The sequence below is a fragment of the Siminovitchia fortis genome, assembly GCF_003605365.2.
GTDB lineage: Bacteria > Bacillota > Bacilli > Bacillales > Bacillaceae_C > Siminovitchia > Siminovitchia fortis.
The window spans coordinates 1-25528 of the sequence record NZ_QYTU02000029.1 but is presented as its reverse complement, the minus strand read 5'-3'; the positions used below and the strand labels follow the sequence as shown (position 1 = coordinate 25528).

19 protein-coding genes are annotated in these 25528 nt (G+C 44.4%); 16 read left to right on the top strand and 3 right to left on the bottom strand.

Annotation, left to right across the window (positions count from 1 at the left end; translation table 11 throughout):
- Positions 1–127: 127 nt before the first annotated feature.
- Together D4N35_RS12630 and argH are read left to right on the top strand one after the other, a co-directional pair.
- Positions 128–1369 (top strand): argininosuccinate synthase, encoded by a 1242-nt coding sequence (locus tag D4N35_RS12630; protein WP_120074175.1) that lies wholly within the window; start codon positions 128–130, stop codon positions 1367–1369.
- Positions 1366–2736 carry an argininosuccinate lyase gene (argH, locus tag D4N35_RS12625; protein WP_120074172.1) on the top strand — a complete coding sequence of 457 codons (1371 nt, stop codon included), beginning with the start codon at positions 1366–1368 and terminating at the stop codon, positions 2734–2736. Before D4N35_RS12630 ends, argH begins: the two co-directional genes overlap by 4 nt.
- Positions 2737–2819: 83 nt before the next feature.
- On the opposite strand, the gene D4N35_RS12620 is transcribed toward argH, so the two are convergent.
- Positions 2820–3272 (bottom strand): universal stress protein, encoded by a 453-nt coding sequence (locus D4N35_RS12620; RefSeq protein WP_120074170.1) that lies wholly within the window; start codon positions 3270–3272, stop codon positions 2820–2822.
- A 271-nt stretch (positions 3273–3543) separates the two neighbouring features.
- Here D4N35_RS12620 and D4N35_RS12615 point away from each other — a divergent pair, with 271 nt between their 5' ends.
- The 9 genes from D4N35_RS12615 (at position 3544) to D4N35_RS12575 (ending at position 13034) form a co-directional block, all read left to right on the top strand.
- A complete protein-coding gene (locus tag D4N35_RS12615) occupies positions 3544–4386 on the top strand; it encodes a basic amino acid ABC transporter substrate-binding protein (RefSeq protein WP_120074168.1) in 843 nt (280 codons plus the stop codon).
- A 267-nt stretch (positions 4387–4653) separates the two neighbouring features.
- Positions 4654–5310: an amino acid ABC transporter permease gene (locus D4N35_RS12610; protein ID WP_120074166.1), complete on the top strand. Its 657-nt coding sequence runs from the start codon at positions 4654–4656 to the stop codon at positions 5308–5310.
- Positions 5307–6029, top strand: a complete 723-nt coding sequence (locus D4N35_RS12605) for an amino acid ABC transporter ATP-binding protein (protein WP_120074164.1) — start codon at positions 5307–5309, stop codon at positions 6027–6029. Before D4N35_RS12610 ends, D4N35_RS12605 begins: the two co-directional genes overlap by 4 nt.
- Before the next feature lie 345 nt (positions 6030–6374).
- Positions 6375–7448 carry a BMP family ABC transporter substrate-binding protein gene (locus D4N35_RS12600; RefSeq protein ID WP_120074161.1) on the top strand — a complete coding sequence of 358 codons (1074 nt, stop codon included), beginning with the start codon at positions 6375–6377 and terminating at the stop codon, positions 7446–7448.
- Positions 7449–7515: 67 nt separating this feature from the next.
- Entirely contained in the window at positions 7516–9066 is a 1551-nt protein-coding gene (locus D4N35_RS12595; RefSeq protein ID WP_120074159.1) for an ABC transporter ATP-binding protein, read from the top strand.
- A complete protein-coding gene (locus D4N35_RS12590; protein WP_120074157.1) occupies positions 9059–10153 on the top strand; it encodes an ABC transporter permease in 1095 nt (364 codons plus the stop codon). Before D4N35_RS12595 ends, D4N35_RS12590 begins: the two co-directional genes overlap by 8 nt.
- Positions 10143–11117, top strand: coding sequence for an ABC transporter permease (locus tag D4N35_RS12585; protein ID WP_120074155.1), 975 nt, complete (start codon positions 10143–10145; stop codon positions 11115–11117). The genes D4N35_RS12590 and D4N35_RS12585 overlap by 11 nt, the downstream gene beginning before the upstream one ends.
- Before the next feature lie 17 nt (positions 11118–11134).
- Positions 11135–12079, top strand: coding sequence for a nucleoside hydrolase (locus D4N35_RS12580; RefSeq protein ID WP_120074153.1), 945 nt, complete (start codon positions 11135–11137; stop codon positions 12077–12079).
- Between the two features lie 22 nt (positions 12080–12101).
- The gene (locus D4N35_RS12575) at positions 12102–13034 is read left to right on the top strand and encodes a nucleoside hydrolase (RefSeq protein WP_120074151.1); all 933 of its coding nucleotides are present in this window, start codon (positions 12102–12104) and stop codon (positions 13032–13034) included.
- Positions 13035–13152: 118 nt separating this feature from the next.
- Here the strand turns inward: D4N35_RS12575 and D4N35_RS12570 are convergent, their stop codons facing one another.
- Positions 13153–15969, bottom strand: coding sequence for an AfsR/SARP family transcriptional regulator (locus tag D4N35_RS12570; RefSeq protein ID WP_120074149.1), 2817 nt, complete (start codon positions 15967–15969; stop codon positions 13153–13155).
- Positions 15970–16190: 221 nt separating this feature from the next.
- On the opposite strand from D4N35_RS12570, the gene D4N35_RS12565 reads away from it, so the two are divergent.
- The 3 genes from D4N35_RS12565 (at position 16191) to D4N35_RS12555 (ending at position 20642) form a co-directional block, all read left to right on the top strand.
- Positions 16191–17660: an aldehyde dehydrogenase family protein gene (locus D4N35_RS12565; protein ID WP_120074146.1), complete on the top strand. Its 1470-nt coding sequence runs from the start codon at positions 16191–16193 to the stop codon at positions 17658–17660.
- A 58-nt stretch (positions 17661–17718) separates the two neighbouring features.
- Complete coding sequence (locus D4N35_RS12560) at positions 17719–19098, top strand: aminotransferase family protein (RefSeq protein WP_120074144.1); 1380 nt, start codon at positions 17719–17721, stop codon at positions 19096–19098.
- 152 nt (positions 19099–19250) lie between these two features.
- Positions 19251–20642: an APC family permease gene (locus tag D4N35_RS12555; protein WP_120074142.1), complete on the top strand. Its 1392-nt coding sequence runs from the start codon at positions 19251–19253 to the stop codon at positions 20640–20642.
- A gap of 128 nt (positions 20643–20770) precedes the next feature.
- Here the strand turns inward: D4N35_RS12555 and D4N35_RS12550 are convergent, their stop codons facing one another.
- Positions 20771–22396, bottom strand: a complete 1626-nt coding sequence (locus D4N35_RS12550) for a PucR family transcriptional regulator (RefSeq protein ID WP_120074140.1) — start codon at positions 22394–22396, stop codon at positions 20771–20773.
- Between the two features lie 149 nt (positions 22397–22545).
- Here D4N35_RS12550 and D4N35_RS12545 point away from each other — a divergent pair, with 149 nt between their 5' ends.
- On the top strand, positions 22546–24015 hold the full coding sequence (locus D4N35_RS12545) for a CoA-acylating methylmalonate-semialdehyde dehydrogenase (protein ID WP_120074138.1): 1470 nt from the start codon (positions 22546–22548) through the stop codon (positions 24013–24015).
- A gap of 141 nt (positions 24016–24156) precedes the next feature.
- A complete protein-coding gene (locus tag D4N35_RS12540) occupies positions 24157–25521 on the top strand; it encodes an aspartate aminotransferase family protein (protein ID WP_120074218.1) in 1365 nt (454 codons plus the stop codon).
- The last annotated feature ends 7 nt before the right edge of the window (positions 25522–25528 follow it).

Here is a 25528-nt window from a genome sequence, read left to right as displayed (position 1 = left end):
CGTTAATGCATTACCACTTTAACGTGACGGGGGCCTGACCCCTTTTATACATTTTACTGAATATCTATTGAACCTCATGGAATTGTATGTTATTATCCATATATCAAATGATTAAAAATTAATTTTTATGTATAATAATACATTCCAAAACGGAGGGTTTTTTGTGAAAAAGAAAGTTGTTCTTGCTTATTCCGGCGGGTTGGATACGTCGGTTGCAGTTAAATGGTTTATTGATAAAGGGTATGAAGTCATTGCATGCTGTCTTGATGTCGGGGAAGGCAAAGATTTGAAATTCGTGAAAGAAAAAGCTTTGGACATGGGAGCAACAAAGAGCTACATGATTGATGCGAAGGAAGAGTTCGCCCAGGACTTTGTGCTTCCGGCGTTGCAGGCACATGCGATGTATGAAAATAAATATCCGCTTGTTTCCGCTTTGTCCAGACCATTGATTGCCAAAAAATTGGTCGAAGTGGCCGAAAAGGAAAACGCGGATGCAGTAGCCCACGGCTGTACAGGTAAAGGAAACGACCAAGTGCGTTTTGAGGTTTCCATCAAAGCATTGAATCCTGACTTGGAAGTTTTGGCACCTGTCCGTGACTGGAGCTGGTCACGCGAAGAAGAAATTGAATATGCGAAAGAGAAAGGTGTTCCGATTCCAATCGATTTGGACAGCCCATACTCCATTGATCAAAACCTATGGGGAAGAAGCAACGAATGCGGAATCTTGGAAGATCCTTGGACAGCTCCTCCGGAAGATGCCTATGATCTTACAGCAGCCCTTGAAGATACACCGGATCAGCCTGATGTGGTCGAAATCGAATTCGAAAAAGGTGTTCCAGTTGCGATCGACGGCAAGAAATATACTTTAAGCGACCTGATACTTCACTTGAATTCCGTTGCCGGAAAACACGGCGTCGGAAGAATCGACCATGTCGAAAACAGACTTGTCGGCATTAAATCCCGTGAAGTGTACGAATGCCCTGGAGCAATCACTTTGCTGACTGCGCATAAAGAGCTGGAAGACTTGACGCTTGTAAAAGATATCGGTCATTTCAAGCCTGTCATCAGCAAAAAATTAACGGAAATGATTTATGATGGCTTATGGTTCTCGCCGCTGACACCAGCTCTTGAAGCATTCCTTCAAGAAACACAGCAGTATGTCAACGGCACTGTCCGTGTGAAACTGTTTAAAGGCCATGCGATTGTAGAAGGAAGAAAATCACCGAACTCACTGTATGACGAAAAACTTGCGACATATACATCAGAAGACGAGTTCGATCAATCTGCATCTGTCGGTTTCATTAAGCTCTGGGGATTGCCGACTGAAGTCCACAGCTCTGTGAATAAAAAGGATCCAGTCAAACAATGAAAAAATTATGGGGAGGCCGCTTTTCCAAGACGCCAGAGCAATGGATCGAGGAGTTTGGGGCCTCCATCTCCTTTGACCAGCAGTTAGTCTTGGAAGATATCGAAGGTTCGCTTGCTCATGTGAAAATGCTCGGCAAGACAGGCATTTTAACACAGGATGAAAGCGAGCTGATTCAAGCCGGCCTTTTGAAGCTGAAGGAAAAAGCGCAAGCAGGGGAACTGGAGTATTCCGTTTCTGAAGAGGATATCCACTTGAATCTGGAAAAGATGCTGATTGATGAAATCGGCCCGGCAGGCGGCAAGCTTCATACAGGAAGAAGCCGTAATGACCAGGTGGCCACCGACATGCATTTATATTTGAAAAAACAGGTGCAAGTGATCATTGCTCATATCAAGGAAATGCAAGCTGCCCTTGTTGGGCAGGCAGAGAAACATGTGGAAACCATTCTGCCTGGCTACACACATTTGCAAAGGGCGCAGCCTATTTCATTCGGCCATCACCTTCTGGCTTATTTCTGGATGCTTGAACGCGATAAACAGCGCTTTGAGGAAAGCCTGAAAAGAATCGATATTTCTCCGCTGGGTGCAAGTGCTCTTGCAGGGACAACTTTCCCGATCGACCGCCAATATTCAGCGGAGCTGCTCGGTTTTTCCAGTGTATATGAAAACAGCATGGATGCTGTGAGCGACCGAGATTTCATCGTGGAATTTTTGAGCAACTCAGCTTTGGCCATTACTCATTTGACGAGACTGGCTGAAGAGATCATCCTATGGTCAAGCAAAGAATTCAGCTTCATCGAACTCGACGATACGTATGCGACCGGAAGCAGCATCATGCCGCAGAAGAAAAACCCTGATATGGCAGAACTGATTCGTGGAAAAAGCGGAAGGGTCTTTGGAAATCTCCTAAGCATGCTGACGATTTTAAAAGGTTTGCCTATGACCTATAACAAAGATATGCAAGAAGACAAAGAGGGCATGTTTGATACAGTCCATACGATGGTCGGTTCATTGAAAATTTTTGCGGGAATGATTGAAACGATGACGGTTAAGGCAGATGTCATGGAAGAAGCGGTCAATCAGGACTTTTCTAATGCTACCGAGCTGGCAGACTATCTGGCGGCAAAAGGAATCCCGTTCCGTGAAGCGCATGAAATCGTCGGGAAGCTTGTGTTGTATTGTATCAACAAGAACTGCTATTTGTTGGATCTGACTCTGGAAGAATTCAAGGAAGCCTGCGGTGAAATCTCCGATGATGTTTATGGCGTGCTGTCACCGACAGAAGCGGTTAGAAGGAGAAACTCATACGGCGGAACAGGATTTGACCAGGTCAAAATTCAATTGGAACAAGCGAAAAAGCTTATATAAAAAAAGAGCGTTTCCCTTACGGGATAACGCTCTTTTCATAGGGTTGGCCTGTCCAACTCTAACAGGGACTGGCGCTATGGCGATTACTCTTCAACTTCCGTTCTGACAACGAGGACATCACATTTGGCAGAACGAGTAATGTTTTCGGATACGCTTCCGATGAGCAGGCGCTCTACAGCATTCAGTCCTGTAGCTCCACAGACGATCAAGTCAGCATTCAAATCTTTGGCTGCCTGCTTGGAGATGACGACTTTCGGCGAGCCATGTTCAATCAACGTCTCAACATTCGTCAGGCCTTCCGCTTCAGCTTCTTTCTTGTATCCTGCCAGAAGCTCCTCAGCGTATGTTCTTGCCCTTTCAGCCATGGTGACATCGTACGCCTCAACAGCACCATATGATCTTGTGTCGACAACATGGATGAGAGTCAGCTTTGCATCATTGTTTCTTTTGGCAACCTGTACGGCTTTTTTAAATGCCCACTCCGCTTGTTTTGATCCATCAACAGCAACTAGAATATTTTTGTAAGACAAATCCATAAAAAATCGCCTCCTTTTCTTTATTTTAACATCTTTGGAAGAGTATATCTCTTTCGAACCGTAAATAATAGGAAAAGAGAAGACAGCTGCATTCACAGAAAAAACATATTTTTATTTTTGATAATAAGGAATTATATGAAAATAAAGTTTTTGTATAAAAATGCATAAAAATCATTGATTATAAGTTCGTTACAAGCTATTCTTAAATAGTAAGAAATACCGAAATCTCAATCAATTATACGAATTGCACAAATGAAAGAGGGGCATACAGTTGAAAACATCTATGAAGAAAACATTATTCTCCATTATTGCAGGATCTGCTCTTGTTTTATCAGCATGCGGAGGCGGCGGGGCTGAAAAAGATTCAGCAGATAAAGGCGGAGCAAAAACTGAGGAAAAGAAAGTATTGAATGTTGGTACAGAAGCAACATTTGCGCCTTTCGAATTTATGGAAAAGGGCGAAGTGACAGGGTTCGACGTAGATTTGTTGAACGCGGTAGCTGAAGAAGCCGGATATGAAGTGAAAATTGATAACACTGGCTGGGATGCCATGTTTGCAGGCCTTCAAAGCAAGCAGCTGGATATCGGTATGGCAGGCGTCACCATTACGGATGAGAGAGTTGAATCTTACGATTTCTCAGACCCATATTTTGAATCAAAAACAATGATCGCTTTCAAAGAAGGTAAAGTGGATATAAAAACGGCGAAAGACTTGAAAGGGAAAAAATTAGGAGTTCAAAACGGTACTACCGGCCAATTCGCTGCTGAAAAAGTGGCAGGAAAAAATTCTCCTGACATTTCCAAATACGAAACTGCCGCTCTCATGTTCCAGGCATTGCAAGGCGACAACGTCCAAGCTGCCGTAACGGACATTGCAGTTGCATTGGAGTATCAAAAAAACAACCCTGATGCAGGAATTCAAACTGTCACGGATGATGAAGAATTCGAGTCAGAATATTACGGAATTGTTTTTCCGAAAGGAAGCGGACTAGTAGATGAGTTTAACTCAGCACTTAACACTGTAATAGATAACGGAAAATATGCTGAGATCTATAAAAAATGGTTTGATAAAGAGCCGGATGTCGAGGCTTTAAAGAAAGCGGCTGAGAAATAAGAAAAGCGCAAGCGCCTTGCTCAGCGCGGGCAAGCAAGACGCTTCCCGAGGAGGCAGCTTTTCAGCCACCACAGGGAAGCGGCTTGATCCTTGCGGGGATAGGCGCTGGAGCTGGACACACTCGTTATGGAGAGAAGGCTTAATGTACTTTACACTTTCTTATTTTTAGAATATCAATACGGCTGTCCAATAATGGTGTTCACCTGCGGATAGCCGGTTTTTTTAGCTATTGACATTGGACAGGCAAACAAGGAAAGGTGACACCCAATGAACATTCGGTATGATATTATATTAGATTATTTGCCTTTATTTATAAAAGGAACGTTGTTGACGCTGGGACTGACAGTTGCCGGGGTAGCACTTGGGCTGATTATTGGACTTTTGATCGGGCTTGGAAAAATGGCCGACAGGCTATGGGTCCGTCTGCCATTTATTTGGTATATCAACTTCTTTAGGGGAACTCCATTTTTAGTACAAATCCTTCTTATTCATTTCGGCGTTGTGCCTTTGTTTATGAGCCCTGCCAACCCGATTGTTTCTGCCATTATTGCTCTGGCTCTCAATTCTGCGGCCTATATGGCGGAAATTTTCAGGGCCGGCATTCAATCGATTGATAAAGGGCAAGTGGAAGCAGCTCGTTCTCTGGGGATGACCCATAGGCAGGCAATGAAGCTTGTTATTTTACCGCAGGCCTTTAAACGAATGATCCCGCCGCTCGGAAATGAATTCATCTCATTATTGAAGGAAACTTCGCTGGCAGCGATCATTGCGGCACCTGAGCTCATGTATTGGGGGCGTGCCGCGCAAGGGCAATATATCCGTGTATGGGAACCTTACATTACAGTGGCAATCATTTATTTGATCCTTACCTTATCAATGACCTACTTGATGAACTTCATTGAAAGGAGGATGAAGACTGAATGATCTCTGTGAAAAATTTGAAAAAGTCCTTCGGAGACAATGAAGTGCTCAAAGATATATCACTGGAAGTGAAACCGCAGGAAGTCGTCGTTGTCATCGGCCCTTCAGGATCAGGAAAGTCTACCTTCATCCGCTGCCTGAATCTCCTTGAGTCTGTAACGGGCGGCCATGTATATGTGACAGGGAAAGATCTTACTAATAAAAAAACCGACATCAACGAAATCCGCAAAGATGTCGGCATGGTGTTCCAGCATTTCAACTTGTTTCCACATAAAACCGTTTTGGAGAACATTACGATGGCCCCGATCAATGTCAAAGGAATTTCAAAACAGGAAGCAAATAAAATAGCGATGGACCTCCTTCATAAAGTCGGTTTGGCCGATAAAGCGGATGTCTACCCTGATTCTTTGTCCGGTGGCCAGAAGCAGCGTGTAGCCATTGCCAGGGCGCTGGCAATGGAGCCGAAGGTCATGCTTTTTGACGAACCGACATCAGCGCTTGACCCTGAAATGGTCGGTGAAGTCCTCGAAGTCATGAAGCAGCTCGCCAAAGACGGGATGACAATGGTTGTTGTCACACATGAAATGGGTTTTGCCAGGGAAGTCGGGGATCGCGTCATTTTTATGGACAATGGTTATATCGTCGAAGAAAATGAACCTGCAAAGCTTTTTTCCGACCCGCAGCATGAACGGACGAAAGCTTTCTTGGGAAAGGTTTTATAAGAGTGCAAGCCTGTTCCAATGGTGCGGGCTTTTGCTACCCTTGCAAATTTATTTGCAGGGGTTATTTTCATTTGCTTTTTTTTCATAAAGGTTGTGTAAAAAAATATGAATGTGGTATTATTCATTTTAAGTAAATGATTAAAAATATTTATAATCTTCCGAATAAGAAAGGGGTGAGGCCCAAAGCAAAAAACTTGATTCTGGAACACAGGTTCATCAAAAGAGAATCATGAGCAGGAGGACCAAATGGAACTGTAACCCGGGCAGGAGCCCAAGCATCCATGCCTGATTTGGATGAGACTTTGCAGTTTCTTGAAAAAATCAAAATGAAAAGGGGCGTCGGATATGAGGAAAACATCTAATTCCAAATTGCTTTTTGCCATTTTTATCAGTATCGTGCTCATTCTGGCTGCGTGCGGCGGAAATAAATCATCCGGTGAAAAAGACAGCGGCAAAGAAGGCGGCAGCGGAGATTCAGGCGGCGAACTTTCCGTGGGTTATTATGTAAACGCTACACTCGGTGACAAGTCATTCTTTGACTCAGTAAAACGCGGAGTGGATCAGGCGGAAAAAGAACTGGGCTATAAGGTTAAAACTATTGAAGGCGGAACGAATCAAGGTGACTGGCACGCCGGAATTGAATCGATGGTCTCAAGCGGCAAGTATGATGTCATTTTGGTCGGGACAAGCCAAACAGTAGAAATGGTGGACGAATTGGCGCAAAAATATCCGGATCAAAAATTCATATTCTTTGATGATGTTGTAGACCAGCCAAGCGTTTATTCCATGACATACTCCCAGAGTGAAGGATCATTTCTTGCCGGTGCATTCGCGGGGCTGGTGACAACGAGTGATGAACTTGAAGGCGCGAATCCTGAAAAGGTGATCGGATTTGTTGGCGGAATGGACATCCCCATCATTAATGATTTTAAATCAGGCTATGAACAAGGTGCGCATTATGTAGATAAGGATATTAAAGTCGTTTCTTCTATTATCGGTAACTTTGCAGACGCTCCCAAAGCGAAGGAGCTGACCCTTTCACAAATCAATTCGCAAAAAGCCGATATTGTCTATCAGGTTGCGGCAGCAGCCGGTCTCGGTGTATTGGAAGCAGCAAATGAAAAAGGCGTCTATTCCATCGGTGTGGACAGCAACCAAAACGATATTCATCCAGGAAGCGTCCTGACGTCCATGATGAAAAACCTGGACATTTCGACGTTCCGCGCTCTGGAAATGTTCCAGGCGGGAGAATTGCCTTTTGGAACACACGAGGAACTTGGTGTTAAAGAAGAAGGTGTCGGGCTTGCACAGGATGACCTTTATAATGAGCATGTCCCTCAGTCGATCCGCGACCAGATGGAAGATATCCAGAAGAAGCTCGCCGACGGCGAAATAGAAGTAAAATCGACCCTGAAATAATACATTGCATGAATGGGCCGGGACAAGGGAAAACCGTCCCGGCTTTTCTAAAATAGGGGGTTCATACATGGCTGCATTGTTGGAAATGAAAAACATTCATAAAGTGTACCCCAATGGAACTGTTGCGAATCGAGGGGTGAATCTGGAAGTTCAAGAAGGGGAGATCCACGCTCTTGTAGGTGAAAATGGAGCAGGAAAATCAACACTTATGAAAATTCTTTTCGGGCTGGAAACTCCCACAGAAGGCGAAGTTATTTTCAAAGGTAAAAAGGTCCGTTTCAATGGGCCGCGAGATGCTATCAGCCAAGGTCTTGGAATGGTTCATCAGCACTTTATGCTTGCTCCGTCGCTCACCGTTTCAGAAAATATCGTTTTGGGTGATGAACCGAGAAAAGGGTTTCTTCATTTGTTCCGTGACAGGACAAAAGAGAAGGAAGAAATCCAAGAGTTGATTCGCCGTTTCGGCTTTAAGCTCAACCCTGATGAATCAGTGGAATCCATATCCGTTGGACAGAAGCAACGGGTGGAAATCCTGAAGGTTTTATACCGGGGAGCGAAGCTCATCATTTTGGATGAGCCGACCGCTGTGCTGACGCCGCAAGAAACAGACGAGTTGTTTGAATCAATCAAATCGCTTGCCGGCCAAAACTACACGATCATTTTCATCACTCATAAACTGAGGGAAGTAATGGAAATTTCAGATCGCATTACTGTATTGAAAGCTGGCAATACGATCGAAACACTCGTTACAAAAGAGACAAATCAGGAAGAAATATCACGGCTGATGGTAGGGAGGGATGTATTATTCAGGGTTGAAAAGCAGGAGAAAGAGCCGGAAGATACGATCTTGGAGCTTCGGGATGTTTCAGTTACAGACGAAAAAGGGTTAAAGCTGCTCGATAATGTGTCCATGAAAATCAGGGGCGGTGAAATTCTGGGCATCGCGGGTGTAGAAGGAAACGGCCAAAGGGAATTGGTTGAAGTGATCACCGGACTTGCCAAAGCCAGCAGCGGGCAGGTGCTCTATTTGAATGAAAATATCCTCGGCAAAAGCATCGGGGAGATCCGGAACATGAGAATAGGGCATATTCCTGAAGACCGGCAAACAACGGGTGCTTGTCTGACAACGACGATTGAAGAAAATTTGATTCTGGACATTTACAATGACCCCCAATTTCGGACAGGACCCTTTTTAAATAAAAAGAAATTGAAGGAATTCGCCAAAAAATATATAAAGATGTACGACGTTCGCACGGACAGTGAAGAAGCATTGGCCGGCTCGCTTTCCGGGGGAAATCTCCAAAAGGTCGTTATTGCCAGGGAAATGGCCAAAAATCCGAAGCTGCTCATCGCCGCCCAGCCAACAAGGGGAGTGGACATCGGGGCGATTGAATTTATACACAAAGAAATTATTAAAAAACGGGATGAAGGCACTGCGGTATTGCTCGTTTCGGCGGAACTGTCCGAGATTACCAGTCTAAGCGACCGTATTGGAGTGTTGTATAACGGGGAACTGGTGGCATTATTGGATAATACCGAGGAGTTGACGGAAGAGGAAATCGGATATTACATGCTCGGTATTAAAAGAGCGGATGAAGAGGTGGCTGCGCATGAATAAAAGGCAATTTTTATTCCTCGACATAATCGGTATTTTAGGTGCGGTATTCTTTGCTGTCCTATGCGGGTTCGTCATTATTTTCTTTGTCAGTGAAGAACCGGCTGCGGCTATTTCATCTTTTGTGCTCGGTCCTTTTTCAAGCCCGTTCAACATCAGTACGATCGTCAACAAAGCAACGCCTCTCATTTTTACGGGTCTGGCTTTGGCAGTTGTGTTCCAGACGAACATATTCAGCATGGGTGCCGAAGGGCAGCTATATGTGGGAGGATTTGTGGGAGCATTGGCAGCCACATATATTCAAGGTATGCCCGCCATGATCCATATACTTGTCATTTTCCTTTTTGCTTTGGCGGGCGGCGCCGTCTTTGGCTTTATCCCCGGCTATCTAAAAGCCAAATGGAATGCAAATGAAGTTGTTACAACTTTGATGCTGAACTATGTGGCTATCATTTCTACTTCTTATTTGATCAATAATGTTTTCAAGGACCCGGAGAGCGGCGGATTTGCGAGAATGCCCTTTTTCGATAAGGATATTCTGCTGGGAAAAATATCGGGAACTTTTCCGGTCCATTATGGAATTTTCATCGCCATTGCCGCCGTCATCTTCGTTTATACGATGCTTTATAAAACGAGGCTGGGCTATGAGATGCGCCTTGTAGGGCAAAACATAGAGTTTGCCCGGTACGGCGGAATAAAGACGAGCCGGATTATCATTGTGAGTGTCATGATCAGCGGAGCCCTCGCGGGACTCGGAGGTATCGTGGAACTGATGGGAATCCACGGAACATACAAAGACAGCTTTTCTATCAATCTGGGCTTCGATGGGATCATCATTGCCCTGCTGGCGCGCAATAACCCAATCGCTGTTTTGCTGGCCGCTGTATTCTATGCCTATTTGCAGGTGGGCGGCCAGGTCATGCAGGCGGAAAGTGATGTATCCAGGGAACTGGCAGTTATTATTCAAGTGCTTCTTGTACTTTTTGTCTCCGCACAGGCTGTATTCAATTATTTAAAACAAAGGTCGATTATGAAAAACAAAAACGGGAAAATTTCCGGCGACAAGGCGGTGAAAGCAGATGTGGTCTAGTTTATGGAGCCAGATTGTCGATTTAAGCATCATTGTCATCCTGCTTCGTTCTACTACTCCGATTTTACTTGCTTCCCTTGGAGGCCTGATATCAGATGTGACAGGAGTGACCAATATCGGGCTGGAAGGCTTGATGCTTGTTTCTGCTTTTACATCCATTGCTGTCGGCTCTGTGACAGGTTACTGGTCCGTTGGGGTCGTTTCCGGAGTCATTGTTTGCGTCCTGCTTTCATACGCAATGGGTTTTTTTCATTTAAAAATGAAGGTGGACATTATCATAACAGGATTTGCGGTCAATATGTTCGGGTCCAGTGTAACGATCTTCTTGATGAGCAAGTTTTTTGATGCAACCGGAAGCTTCAATCCATCCGGTTTGGATAAGATCCCCGTTGTGAATATCCCTTTCATCCAGGACATCCCGGTCCTCGGCAAAATATTCAGCGGGCACAGTTTAATGGTATGGATAGGCCTGCTATGTGTCGCTTTTGTGTTTGTCATGTTGTACAGGACCCCTTATGGCGTTCATTTGCGTGCCATCGGAGAATCGCCCCAGGCGGCAAGTTCTTTAGGGATACAGGTACACAGATTGCAATATTCCGCATTGGCATGGAGCGGTGTATTTGTCGGGATGGCCGGGTCGTTCATGTCAATGGGAATGACCGGCATGTTTGTAAAAGATATGACTGCGGGCACCGGATTTCTGGCTCTTGCGGTTGTGCTGCTTGGAAATCGTAATCCATTTGGGATATTGATAGGTTCATTGATTTTCGGATTTGCGAAAGCGGTGGAAACCCTCCTTCAAACAATACCGAACAGTCCGATTCCGAGCCAATTTGTTCAGATGCTGCCTTACGTTGTAACCATTTTGGCCCTGGTCGTTTATGCGGTGCGAAAGCAGGGAAGACAAATCGATTCGCTGAGCGAAGCTTCTACAGGACCTGCTTCTGCGGCGGCACCTAAATAAAAAGGACGGTTTTAGTGATGCAAAATAATGCAAAAAGAAAGATTATATTGGACTGTGACCCGGGGCATGATGATGCGATCGCCATATTACTTGCTGCCGGAAACCCGAATGTTGAGCTGGTGGGGATTACGACAGTCGCAGGCAATGCGGAAGTGGAAAAGACGACGAAAAACGCTTTGCAAGTTTGTGAAATTGCCGGTATCGCCAATGTTCCTGTGTTTAAAGGAAGCGGCCAGCCTATGATCAGAAAGCGTGAAACCGCCCCGTCTATCCACGGTGATTCCGGCATGGACGGGCCCGTGCTTCCAGAACCGAAAAAGACAGCAGAACATGGGCATGCAGTGGATTTTATCATTCAAAAATTAATGGAATCCGACGGGGATATTACGCTGGTTCCAGTTGGGCCGCTGACGAATATCGCCATGGCAATGAGAAGGGAACCGGCGATTTTATCAAAAATCCAGGAAATTGTATTGATGGGCGGCGGCACATTTGGAAATTGGACCCCAGCTGCCGAATTTAATATTTTTGTAGATGCCGAGGCAGCCAAGGTTGTTTTTGACAGCGGCGTCCCCATTACGGTGATGGGGCTGGATCTGACTCACCAGGCTTTGGCTACTCGGGAGGTTTGTTCCCGGATTGCCCAAATCGAAAACCGCGCAGGAAAATTTGTAAGCGAACTGCTGGAATTTTTCCGTGAGACCTATCTCGATGTATTTGGCTTTGAACATCCGCCTGTACACGATGTCTGCAGCGTAGCTTATTGCATAGACCCCACCGTTGTTGAAACGAAAAGGGTCCGTGTGGATGTTGAAACAAAAGGGGAGTTTACGTACGGAATGACAGCTGTAGATCTTCTTGGGGTTACGGGCCGGGAACCGAACGTCAATTTTGCAGTGAAGCTGGATCATACAAAATTTTGGGACATGGTCATCGAGGCCTTGAATAATTTATCCAAATGATAACTGATGGGGGGTGGTGGATGTGAAGCCGGTCATTTTTGATGTAGATACGGGGATTGATGATGCCTTGGCTATGGCGTATGCCTTAAGCTCTCCGGAATTGGAGCTTCTTGGATTTACGACCTGCTTTGGAAATGTTCCGGTTGAGGAAGCGACCCGCAATACCCTTGCTGTTTTGGAGATGACTGGAAAAGAAATTCCGGTATATGAAGGAGCCGATCAAACCTTCAAACGTGGAATAAAGCCTGAATGGGCACGGATAGTGCATGGAGAAGACGGTCTCGGCAATGTGCTTCAGTCGACCCCTTCTAATCGCGCAGCGAGCAGCTCTGCAGAGGACTTTATCATTGAACAGGTTAAAAGCCGCCCTAACGAAATAACGATCATAGCGGTCGGACCGCTGACAAATGTGGCGCGCGCCATTAATAAAGCTCCGGAAATCATCCCTTTGGTCAGAGATGTAGTCATCATGGGCGGCGCAGTGAATGTGCCGGGTAATGTGACACCATATGGTGAAGCCAATATTGTGGCTGATCCCGAAGCTGCCGATTATGTTTTTTCTTCCGGGCTATCTGTCACCCTTGTCGGCCTTGACGTTACGATGGAAACATTATTGCCGTTGTCCCAAGTGGACAGATGGCGCAATGTGGACAGTAACATTGCGCACTTTTTTGCGGATATGACGGAACATTATATTGGCGCCTATGAATCTTTTTATCCGGGGATCGGTGGCTGTGCCCTGCATGACCCGCTTGCAGTGGGAGTAGTGATCGATCCTGGCTTTGTCCAGACGGAGTTTATGAAAGTCAGTGTCATTACGGAAGGGGAAGAAACGGGGAATACGGTTGGATACAAAGACAGTGAGCCAAAAATACGCGTCTGTACTGGGGTGGATGCCCCTCGTTTTCTAAAGCATTTTTTGAGCAGAATGACGGAGGTGATGAGTTTTTCCTGAAAAAAGACAGTCTATATGAGGGCCGCCTTCAAAGATGTTGTGAGGCGGCCCTTTTATTTGTGGACGTACAAAAAAATACTTGGGTCACAGATGGAAACCAGGCGCTGTTTTTGTGAAATTAACCGTGCATTTGCACGCTGAATTTGGAAAATACATCCTTTATTTGATCATTTACGGATATGCCCATCTCCTCATCAAAAAACTGCTTCATGTCACCTGCTACTTTATTTGCTTTGGTAACAAGGTTTTTCTTTAAAAGCAGTTCAAGATAGTCAAAATAAATATTTTCCTGATATGGATACTTGTCCAAAATCCTCTCGTAATGCTCAAAACATTGTTGGTAATTCTTTTGCTGAAAATAATGCTTGGCAAGTATTTGGCTTGCATTTACGAATAAAAGCCTTATTCGCTCACGCTCACTCTCAAGCATCGTTTCATACGGATATTCTTCAAAATAGTCTCCCTGGAAAAGCATAACGGCTTTTTCTAATTTCTTTATATCACGGTCGCTGTTATCCTTCGTCAAATTCGTAAAAACTTCTACATCCAAATCTACATCAGTCGAATCAAACAAATATTGGTTGCCGAACCTTTTAATAAAGCGGGAACGGACCCCGGACTTCAAATCGGGTTCCAATGTTTTCCTAAGGACGGACAGTGAAACGTTGAAATGGTTTTCGATATTACTCAGCGAACCATCAGGAAAAACGGTATCAATAATTATGTCCTTTTCGATCTTTTTGTTTCTATGTGTAATGAAATATTGTAATAGGCGCAGACTTGATTGGCGCTTGATTGTAATAGGCCTGTTTTCATAGAATACCTTAAAGCTTCCGAGCGTTTGGATGGAGAGCTGCTTAGTTTGTTCTCCTGGTGCCATCGTAGCTCCCTTTGGCTCCAAGCTATCTAAAAGCCAATAAAAGTCATATTTATCACATGTGTTATTTATTTCTGTGTAAGTTTTTTCTGCTTGGGCTTCATCTCCGATAACGGTATATAAATGATACATCGATATGGCTACCATGCACTGGTAATGCGTGAAAAGGGCGAACGCTTGAAAGGCCTGTTCAAAACATTTTTTTGCTTCTTCAAATTTTTCGCTTTTTAAATAGCTTTTCCCGAGTTCATGCTTGGACCATCCATTGTCAAAGTCATTGTTGAAGCTTTCAGCAAGACTGACTGCTTTTTCTCCCCATTCAATGGCTTTGGCGTCTTCGTTTTTTACACTGTATAATCTGCCCATTGTAGTATAAACGAAAATCAAGGTTGATTTATCATGCTCCTTGGCGATATTCAGGGCTAATTGAATGTAAGGGGCAGCCTTATCCACTTCCTCTTTATCGAGATAGATGGTGGCCAGAGTGTCAAGGGCATGAATTTGCGTATGCTTAATCTTATAACGGTCGGAAATGAAAACGGCCTTTCGTACGTGCTCAATTGCTGTTTCATACTTTCCCAAATATCTGTATATTTCAGCCATCAGTATTAGATTCAGTGCACTCATGGCATGATCGTGAAATTGTTCGGAACCCTTCAATGAGTCGCTGAAAAGCTGTTTGGCTTTCACAATATCTCCCCGCATCAAATAGATGGTGGCAAGGCGGTGTTGAAGGTTGCAAAGCCATAGTTCATTTTTCTTTTTCTTTAAGAGAGATATATTTTCTTCAAAGAGTGTTGTCAATTCTTTTAAAGTGGCGAGCGGTACGCAACGGATCAGAAAGAGTGTATTATTGGCAAACGAGTCGCCCGCGGATATCTCTTCGAGCCATCCGTCCAAAAATAACATCGATTCCACCGGATTATATAGATCCCTTATCAATCCCATAATTTCGGCTGCTTTCAAGTAATCTTTTCCGATTGTGTAATGGGCAAAGGCATTGATCAGTTGGTAACGCTTTTCATATATGGCGGCCAGCCTCAAATGTTCCTTCATATAATCATTTTTTAAATGATCCTTATAGTTTTGATACAAATACTGCCTGAACAATCTATGGTAGCGGATCATTCCCTGTTGGTCCCGATATACAAATAAATGCTGGGTCAGAAGGCGGCTTAATATTTTCTCTGAATAATCAATGCCAAGAAATTCGTTAATCACTACTGGATCAAGTTCAGACAGCATGCTAGTTTTATATAAAAAATGTTTGACCTCCTCAGGCTGTGCCTGCAAGACTTCTACTGATAAATAATCATAAATATCCTGCATATAAGGAAAAGTGGACCAGAGGGAAAATCGCTCCTTTCTGTTCATTTTCGCTATCACACCAAGTATAAGCTGATAGCTTGCTATCCAGCCTTCGGTTCTTTCAAAAATGAACTGCACCTCCTGATCTTCCAGATTCAATTGATTCATCTCATTGAAAAAGCTGCGTGTTTCATCAAGGGTAAAGGCCAAATCGGAAGTTGTAAGTTCTTTATATTTTCGTTCCACTTTCAACTTGGCTATTGGTAAGCGCGGGAGACCCCTGCTAATAATGATGACTGTCACTGCCGGGGATGAGTGGGTCAGTTCATTTATGATCGGCTCTATTTCGGGGCTTGGATCTACAAGCTGGTAGTCGTCAAAGACGAGCAGCAGCGGCTCTTTTCTGTCCGCCAATTTAGAAACGACGGCGGCCAGTTCAGTATCAACGTCCTCTGCTTCTATGATTTGCGGCGAGTGGTCAATCCCCATGTATCTGTATATACCGGTTTTCACATAACTGAGAAAGATATGGGCAAAGCGGTCCGAGCTTCCCAACTGATACCAGACTGCCGGAATATTTTTCTCACGGATGTAGCTGGAAATAAGCATAGTTTTTCCATAGCCGCTGTCACCGGTAACCAGCAGCAATGAAACATTTTTGTGTTGATCCAGCTCATAGAATAACCGCTTTCTTTTCAAAGATGGAGAGTAATTAGGTATTTGTAACTTATTTTCCTCAATATTCATCATTATCTCCCCCTCATTTTAAAGTCTGTAAAACATAGCTCTGTACAGTAAGTTATGTAACCGCTGTCTTTTTTAAATGATGGTTCCACCGGCTCAAGTTTGTATATCTTATCTATCTATTAAAAGTAAGAAATTTTGTAAGTTTCCAGTAAGTCTTTTGGTCTATCATTTAGTGTAAGTTAAATCCTCACAATATTCAATATCACTTTGAAGGGAGATTGACGATGACTAAGGAATACAAACTATTTATCGAGGGTAAGTGGACAGATGCCGTTTCAGGCAAAACATTTGAAACTTACAATCCGGGGACGGGGGAAGTGAATGCTGTCGTCGCGGAAGCCGGAAAGGAAGATGTCGACCGCGCTGTCCAGGCGGCAAGAAACGCTTTTGAATCCAATGAATGGAAAAACATGCCGCCGGGGGAAAGAGGAAGGCTTCTGTTCATGGCAGCCCTTAAGATGAGGGAAAAGATTGAGCACCTCGCAGAGGTAGAGTCAAGGGAATGCGGTTTGACGATAAAAGAGACTCAATTCATCGCGTTGCCGGCAACCATCGATGTGCTTGAGTTTTACGCAGGTCTTGCGAACAAAGTACAGGGGGAGACACTCGCTTCGCCGCCTGACCGGCTGAATTATACGATCCGGGAGCCGCTTGGTATCATCGGGGCAGTGGTACCTTGGAATTTCCCTTTGATGCTTGCCATGTGGAAAATCGCACCTGCACTTGCGGCCGGAAATACGATTGTTCTTAAGCCTGCTGAACAGACACCTTCCAGCTTGCTTGAATTAATGGAAATCTTCCAGGAAGCTGGCATTCCGGATGGAGTCATCAACGTTGTTCCCGGGTTTGGAAAGGAAGCAGGAAGCGCTCTGGTGTCACATCCTGGCATAGACAAAATTGCTTTTACAGGATCTACCGCTACAGGAAGGTTCATTATGCGGGCTGCAAGCCAACATTTGAAACCGTTGTCACTTGAGCTCGGCGGAAAGTCGCCAAATATTATTTTTGAAGACGCTAACCTTGCAAATGCGGTGAGGATGGCTGCATTCGGAATTTATTTTGCACAGGGACAGGTTTGTGCGGCGGGTTCCCGCATCTTTGTCCAGGATTCCATTTATGATGATTTCATGGATGCATTTGTCAAGCAGGCAAAATCTATCAAAGTCGGCAACCAATTGGATATGGCCACACAAATGGGGCCGCAAATTTCACAAGCACAGCTTGAAAGAATTGAAGATTATGTGGCAGCAGGACTGGATGAGGGAGCCAACTTGCTGACAGGGGGGGAAAGGCTTGCTTCGAGAGACGGGTTTTTCTATACGCCGACCATTTTGGAAAACGTATCAAATGAAATGAGAATTGCACAGGAAGAAATTTTTGGACCGGTCGCTTCCGTGATCCGATTCAAGGATGAAGAGGATGCTTTAAGAAAAGCGAATGACACGATTTACGGATTGGCTGCAGGCGTTTGGACGAACGATATTAAACGCGGCCACCGGATGGCGAGAGGGCTCAAATCCGGAACCGTTTGGCTCAATACTTACAGCCTCTTAGACAGTGCCGCTCCATTCGGCGGGACCAAACAAAGCGGTTTCGGCCGTGAACTGGGTATCCAGGCGATGGATATGTACACGGAAACAAAGCATGTCTGGGTTGACTTAAATCCTGATGCTATCGATTGGTACGGCGCTTAAGCCGTACCTCACCAGCGAAAATTATTTTATAGAAGAAATTTTGGGGAGGAATTTATCAATGACTAAATCATTAGCAGCTAATATCAGTGTAGAAGAATTACGCGAACTGGATAAGAAGCACTATCTGCATCCGATCACTCCATTAAAGCAGCAGCAGGCTGAGGGACCTGAACTTATTTTTAAAAGTGCGAAAGGATTACGCATTACAGATGTACAAGGAAATGAATTTATTGATGGAGTCTCGGCCTTGTGGAATGTGAATGTCGGCTATGGCCGCCAAGAACTTGCTGAAGTTGCAAGGGAACAAATGATGAATCTCTCGTACGCATCGTCATTTTTCAATCAATCTCATGAGAATGTTATCCGCCTTGCGGAAAAATTGGCAAAGATCGCTCCAGGAAAGCTGGATGTCAGCTTCTTTACTTCTGGAGGATCTGAATCAAATGAGACAGCATTTAAAATTGTAAGGCATTATTGGAAGCTGAAAGGTAAAGCGGAAAAAAGTAAAATCATCGCCTTAGAAAACGGCTATCACGGAGTAGCCATGGGAACTACAAGTGCTACTGGTGTTCCGGTATTTAAAGATATGATTACAGAAGTTGCGCCTGGCTTTTTGCATGCAATTCCATATCTGACTGAGTGTGAAAAAGGAGATAAATCACATCCGGATTATGAACGCAGCTTAAGGGGGATTATTGAGAGGGAAGGTTCGGAAACGATAGCGGCTGTTATTATGGAACCTGTTCAAGGTGTAGGCGGGGTTAATATACCACCGGAAGGCTATTTACAAGCTGTTCGTGACTTATGTGATGAGCAAAATATCTTGATGATCACTGATGAAATCATTACGGGATTCGGAAGAACTGGAAAAATGTTCGGAGTTGACAACTGGAATGTGGTACCGGATCTTATGTGTGTGGCGAAAGGGATTACGAGCGGCTATGTACAGTTAGGTGCTGTTATGCTCTCAAGTGAAATGAGAGATGAAATGACAGAGCTTTCGGACGGCCCGATGTTCCACGGATTTACTTATAGCGGGCATCCAACAGCATGCGCAGTAGCATTGAAGAATATTGAAATTCTTGAGACGGAAGGTTTGGTCGAAAACTCTCGAAAATTGGGAGAAAAGCTGTTCCAAGGATTAAAGTACCTGGAAGAAAATCACCAAATTACAGCAGATGCAAGAGCGCTGGGTCTGTTGGGAGCAATTAGTCTCTTTAAAGATCGGGACAATAGAGAAGGCTTTGATTTTGATTTGCATGCAGCCACCGCTGTTGTGGAACTGTGCAGAGAAAGAAACTTAATTTTAAGGCCACTTGCCTTTGGTATGGAGGCGGTTGCTATCGCTCCTCCGCTAATCGCAACCGAACAGGATATTGATACGATTATTGAAATATTGTCAGATGCTATTAAGGAATTCGAGCAAAAAGTTCTTTAATTACTGATTAAAGGGCTGTCCCAAAATTGAAAAATTCAGAGAAGACCTTTGGGGCAGCTCTTTTTCTAAGTTATGCTGCTTCTTTCCGATTCATTTAGTGTAAACGATTTCAATTAAGTTTATAGAAAATAGATTAAGAGAGGAGTGTTATTATGGAAGCTAGCAGGACCTCTGAAGCGGTTTTACAACCCGCTGATACGAATACCGGCACCGACGAATTGAAGAAAGTATTTAAAACAAGAGATTTGGTCGTCTTTGGACTTGTCTTTATGGCTCCGGTATCAGCGCAGACATTATTTGGAGAATTATCGTTGATCTCACAAGGTCATGCCGTGTTATCTTATCTTGTTGCCCTTGTTGCCATGATTTTCACGGCCGCTAGTTACGGAAAAATGGCAAGCGCTTTTCCGGCCGCAGGTTCAACGTATAGTTATACGGCACGCGCTATCCACCCAGCTGTTGGATTTATTGCAGGCTGGACCATTTTACTAGACTACTTAATGATGCCTATTTTATTGACCAAGCTGAGTGCATTATTTTCTTTGGAACTTTTCCCAAATGTTCCATATTGGATTATGCTGCTTGTTTTTTTTGTTCCGATCACTCTTTTTAATTATTACGGAACTAAAATTACAGCTCGTGTAAATATGGCCATGACTGCTGCCATGTTATTTAGTCTAGTTATTTTTATTATCTTTGCGATGTCAAGCCTTGTGCGTACTGACGGGTTTGGAAGTCTCTTTTCAATCGCAGGAATCTTTAACCCAGGCACATTTTCAATGGACGCTTTAATAGCGGGTGCCTCCATTGCTGTTTTATCGTACCTAGGATTTGATGCGGTTACGACAATGGCGGAAGATTCAAGGGAATCCGGGAATATAGTTGGCAGAGCAGCGGTGATTGCTTTGTTGTTTGCTTCACTTTTCTATATTATGCAAGTTTATTTTGCAACCTTGGTTGCTCCGAATTTTAATTCCTTCCAATCTCCCGATACAGCCTTTTTTGAGATTGCCACGGCTGTCGGCGGCAGCGGATTAGCTACTATTTGTACTGTCATCATCGCTTTAACTGGTATTGCTACAGGATTAGCTGGGCAATCCTCTGGATCACGAATTCTGTTTGGCATGGGGCGCGACAGGGTGCTTCCGGCGATCTTTGCTAAACTTCATCCGAAACACAAAAGCCCTTATGCCAGCATCATCATTTTGGCTGTAACCGGGTATTTAGGAGCTCTGTTACTTCCATTGTCACTCATTTTTTCGATTATGGTTTTTGGAGCATTGATTGGATTTACTTGCGTTAATATCTCCGTATTTTTGGAATTCTATATTAAAAGAAAGGAACGTTCAGGGAAATATATTTTGCTGCACTTGTTATTCCCGGCATTGGGAGTATTTGTCTGCTTGAATATTTTATTCGGAATGGATGCCATCGGAATTACGGTGGGCTTTTCCTGGATGTTTATTGGAATCATCGTGTTGTTGTTTAGAATGAATTCCGTGAAAAAATCTGGAGCGGCGGATCCTTTTAAATTGGATATGTGATGAAAAAAGTGTGACGCTCTATCGGATTTTGTATTGTACTTATTATCATGGCCGTTTTTACTTAATCATTCCGATTATAAAAAGAGGAAAAACATCTGCCAATCTAAAGCAAGGTTTTTCCTCTTTATTCAAGATCTCTTGATTAATTCATAACCCCTAATCGCCGTTTCGATGGCGATTCTTCTGTTTGAGTCCATATAGTCCTTGCCAAGCAGCTGCTCGATCTTTTCAAGCCGGTGATAAAGTGTCTGCCTTACGATATAGAGCTGTTCCGCTGCTTCTTTTTTCGAGCCGCCACAGGCAAGATAGACTTTCAATGTCTCGTAAAGGTCGCTGTCAGTCTTGGAATCGTAATCCAGAATGGGCCCAAGATAATCTTTTACATACGTTGACAGTTCACCGCTTTTTTTCAGTGGGAGAAGCAATCTGTATACTCCGATATCGTCAAATGTGACCATCTTCTCTTTGATTGTTGAGTGGTTCAGAGCGGCCACTTCTTTTGCTTCCAAATAGCTTTTCGATAATTGGCCAATCTGATCATATTCCCGCCCAACCCCATAAATTCTGCTGTTTCCCAGCAATGCCTTTTGGTCCTTCGTTTTCAGAAGGTACTGGATCAAACGCGCCAGCATATCTTTCGCCTTTTCCGGAGCGTTTGCCGGGAATGCCGCGATAACGGCGATTTCCTCTTTAGTTGCCGACACAGCGGGAAAGAAATCGAATCTTTTAAAAGTCGCCCGCATCATCAATGATCTTTGCAGCTTTATGTCCTCCCATTCCTCTTCGCTGATCATCCGGTCAGGCGGCTGAATTTCCATGACGAATACCCGGTAACTCATGTCGGGGCCCGCAAACGGCAAATGGCTGATCAGTTCCTCGTTTTCGTAATCCCTGCCTTGCAAAACGGCCCTTACGAATTTGTCCTCGGAATGCTGCTTTCTTTCTTCGATCGTCCTGTTCCGTAAAAGAATTTGGGCAATGGCGAGTGCAGCCCTGTCCAAAATTAAAAAATGAAATTCCTCCGGTGCTTCATCAGCGGCATGAAGGCATAAGTAGCCCCAAATTTGGCCAAGTCCCTCAACCGGCATTAAAACAAATGATTCATCACCAATCGTCAGCATTCTTTGGGAGATGGCCTCACTTTCGGCAGTTCGAAGGTAATCCAGTATCAGATCGTGATAATGTTTTTGGTCAGATGGGTAGTGAAAGGATTTTCCCTGTACAGGTACAAAAATGACTGTCCGGTGAAAATAATCATACAATTCATGGAGGATTTTTAAAATGCCGTTTGAAGACATGGACAACTCGATAAACTTTCTCGAAGAGGTGTCCAGATAGCGCAGCAGGTCATGATGCCTGTTGATAATCAGACTATGAAGCTCCTGCGTAATGTCTACGAATTTGACAGTCTCTTCGAACATGATAATAGGAAAATCATTGTTTTCGGCAAGCTCTAAAATATCCTCGTGAATCTCTTGGAAATAAGGGCCTTTTTCGATGCAGATGCCGGCTGCATTCGAAGCGATCAGCTGCCGGACAAATTTTAGCTGCGCCGAGAAATCGAGATGGAGTCCGACGCCGGTTGTTAAAATCAATTCTCCTCCATGAATAAGGGAGCCGAAGTCTTCCACTTCCAAAACGTGGACCCACCGGATTACCCTGTCAAGGCCGCCGGATCCGGCAAGCACTTTAGCATGCCTGAAATGTTCCCTTGTAAAAACATCCTTTACCTTTAATGTGAATTCATTCATCATGGCGACGGCCTCCAATATGTTAAATGAAATAGAATGATGATTTTACACAATGTCTAATGATTTAAGGGGGAATTGTCTGTAAAATTGATTATGAAGTGAAAGGAAGAATGAGTCAACTATTAATATATTAAGCTTAGGAGGATGAAAAGATGAGTACTGTTTCCGAAAAGACGCAAACGCTTGCAAATTTTATAAATGGACAATGGGTTAAATCAAAGACGGACAAATATGAAGACGTTCCAAATCCGGCCACTGGTGAAACTCTTGCCCGTGTTCCGGTTTCCACGAAAGAAGATTTGGAAGATGCGGTAAAAGCTGCCAAAAAAGCATATAAGACATGGAGCAAGACAGCAGTTCCGCAAAGGGCGAGAATCCTCTTTAAGTATCATCAATTGTTGATTAATGAGTGGGACGAACTGGCAAAATTGATCACCATCGAAAACGGAAAGAACTTTGCTGAAGCGTATGGTGAAGTCCAAAGAGGGATCGAGTGTGTGGAGTTTGCCGCAGGCGCACCAACATTGATGATGGGAAATCAGCTTCCTGATATTGCAACAAATATTGAATCCGGTATGTACCGTTATCCGCTTGGTGTAGTTGGAGGGATCACTCCGTTCAACTTTCCGATGATGGTTCCTTGCTGGATGTTCCCGCTTGCGATTGCAGCCGGAAACACATTTATCCTGAAGCCGTCCGAAAGAACACCGCTTTTGGCGAATCGATTGGCCGAGCTCCTGGTTGAGGCAGGCCTTCCTGAAGGTGTATTCAATATCGTACACGGTGCACACGACATCGTAAACGGAATTTTGGAGCATCCTGACATTCCAGCCGTCTCATTTGTTGGATCACAGCCGGTTGCCGAGTATGTATACAAGACCGGTACTGCAAACGGCAAACGGGTTCAGGCATTGGCAGGGGCCAAAAACCATACGATCGTCCTTGAGGATGCTGATTTGGATTCTGCTGCAAACAACATCTTCAACGCAGCCTTCGGTTCAGCAGGCGAGCGCTGCATGGCATGCTCAGTCGTTGTTGCCGTTGACTCCATCGCAGACGAGCTTGTGAAAAAGCTTGTTGAAAAATCCGACAGCATCAAAATGGGAGACGGACTGCAAGACGGTATCTTCTTGGGACCGGTCATCCGCGATGCCCATAAAGAAAAAACACTCGGATATATCGAATCGGGCATTGAAGAAGGGGCAACACTTGTCCGCGACGGCCGTAAGGATAAATCTTTGTCAGAGGGCGGCTACTTCGTAGGTCCGACAATCTTTGAAAACGTAACGACTGATATGAAAATCTGGAAAGAAGAAATCTTTGCTCCGGTTCTTTCAGTCATCCGCGTAAAAGATTTGGATGAAGCAATCGAATTGACAAACAAATCCGATTTTGCGAACGGTGCCTGCCTGTTCACGGACAGTGCAAAAGCCATCCGCAAATTCAGGGAAGAAATTGATGCCGGCATGCTTGGGATTAACCTGGGAGTCCCTGCTCCGATGGCATTCTTCCCATTTTCCGGCTACAAGAAATCTTTCTACGGAGATCTGCATGCAAACGGACGCGACGGAATCGAATTTTACACTCGCAAGAAAATGGTTACGCAGAGACACGCTTATTAATACAAGGGGGACAGCCTTTATCTAATGAAAGAGGATCTGCCGCCCATAATTCAGAACATCTATAAAAGTATGGACATAGACAGCCTGGCCTGCCCGCACAACTGCGGGCAGGCCAGGCCCAAAAAGGAAAGGGGTTATATTATGTCAACAATCCAAACTGATACATTGGTAGAAAGAGACCGCCAAAATGTATGGCATCACATCTCTCCTTATAATGAAGCGAGCCCTCCGACTGTTTTTACAGAAGCGAAAGGGGCTTGGATGACGGACCACAAAGGAAATAAGGTGCTGGACGGCATGTCCGGGCTATGGTGTGTGAATGTCGGCTACGGAAGGGAAGAACTGGCCAAAGCCGCTTATGATCAAATGATTAAAATGACTTATACCCCGATGACGCAAAGCCACCAGCCGGCCATCGATCTGGCGGAAAAGTTGAATGAATATTTAGATGACGATTATATGATTTTCTATTCAAACAGCGGATCTGATGCCAATGAAGTTGCGTTTAAGATTGCAAGGCAGTATCACCAGCAAAATGGCGAACCGTCCAGATTTAAATTCATCTCGCGTTACCGCGCCTATCACGGCAGCTCCATGGGTGCATTATCCGCAACAGGCCAGGCGTTAAGGAAATATAAATACGAGCCGTTGGTACCCGGATTTTTACATGTTGCACCGCCTGACAGCTACAGGAGGCCGGAAGGGATGTCCGTAGAGGAGTTCAACATCCAAAAAGCGCAGGAGTTTGAAGAAAAGATCATCTGGGAGCAAAAAGAAACGATTGCCGGGATCATTATGGAACCGCTGATCACTGGCGGTGGCGTAATCATCCCGCATCCGGTGTATATGGAGAAAGTTCAGGAAATCTGCAATAAGTATGGTGTACTGTTGATCATCGATGAAGTCATCTGCGGTTTTGGAAGAACCGGCAAGATGTTCGGACACATGCACTATAAGGTGAAGCCGGATATCATTTCAATGGCCAAAGGCTTGACAAGTGCCTATTTGCCGCTATCCGTGACGGCTGTCAGAAAAGATATTTATGAGACGTTTAAAAAGAGCGAAGAAAACAGCCACTTCCGGCATGTGAACACATTTGGCGGAAATCCCGCAGCTTGTGCCTTGGCATTGAAAAACCTGGAAATTATGGAAAGAGAAAATCTTGTGGCCCGTTCTGCGGAACTCGGAAAACGCCTGCAAAACGAACTGGCTGACTTGAATGACCATCCTCATGTCGGAGATATTCGGATCAAAGGATTTTTAATGGGGATTGAAATGGTGGAAGACAAGGAAACAAAAGAGCCTGCAACGAACGAGCGTGTCGGAAAGATCATTGCGGAGTGCCGTGCAAAAGGATTGATCATCGGTAAAAACGGGGACACCGTCGCCGGTTATAACAATATTTTAACTTTATCTCCTCCTCTTTCATGCACAGACGAAGATGTCGACTTCATCATTTCGACGATCAAGGATGTTTTAAATCATAATACCTTAATCCGTGACTAAATTTATC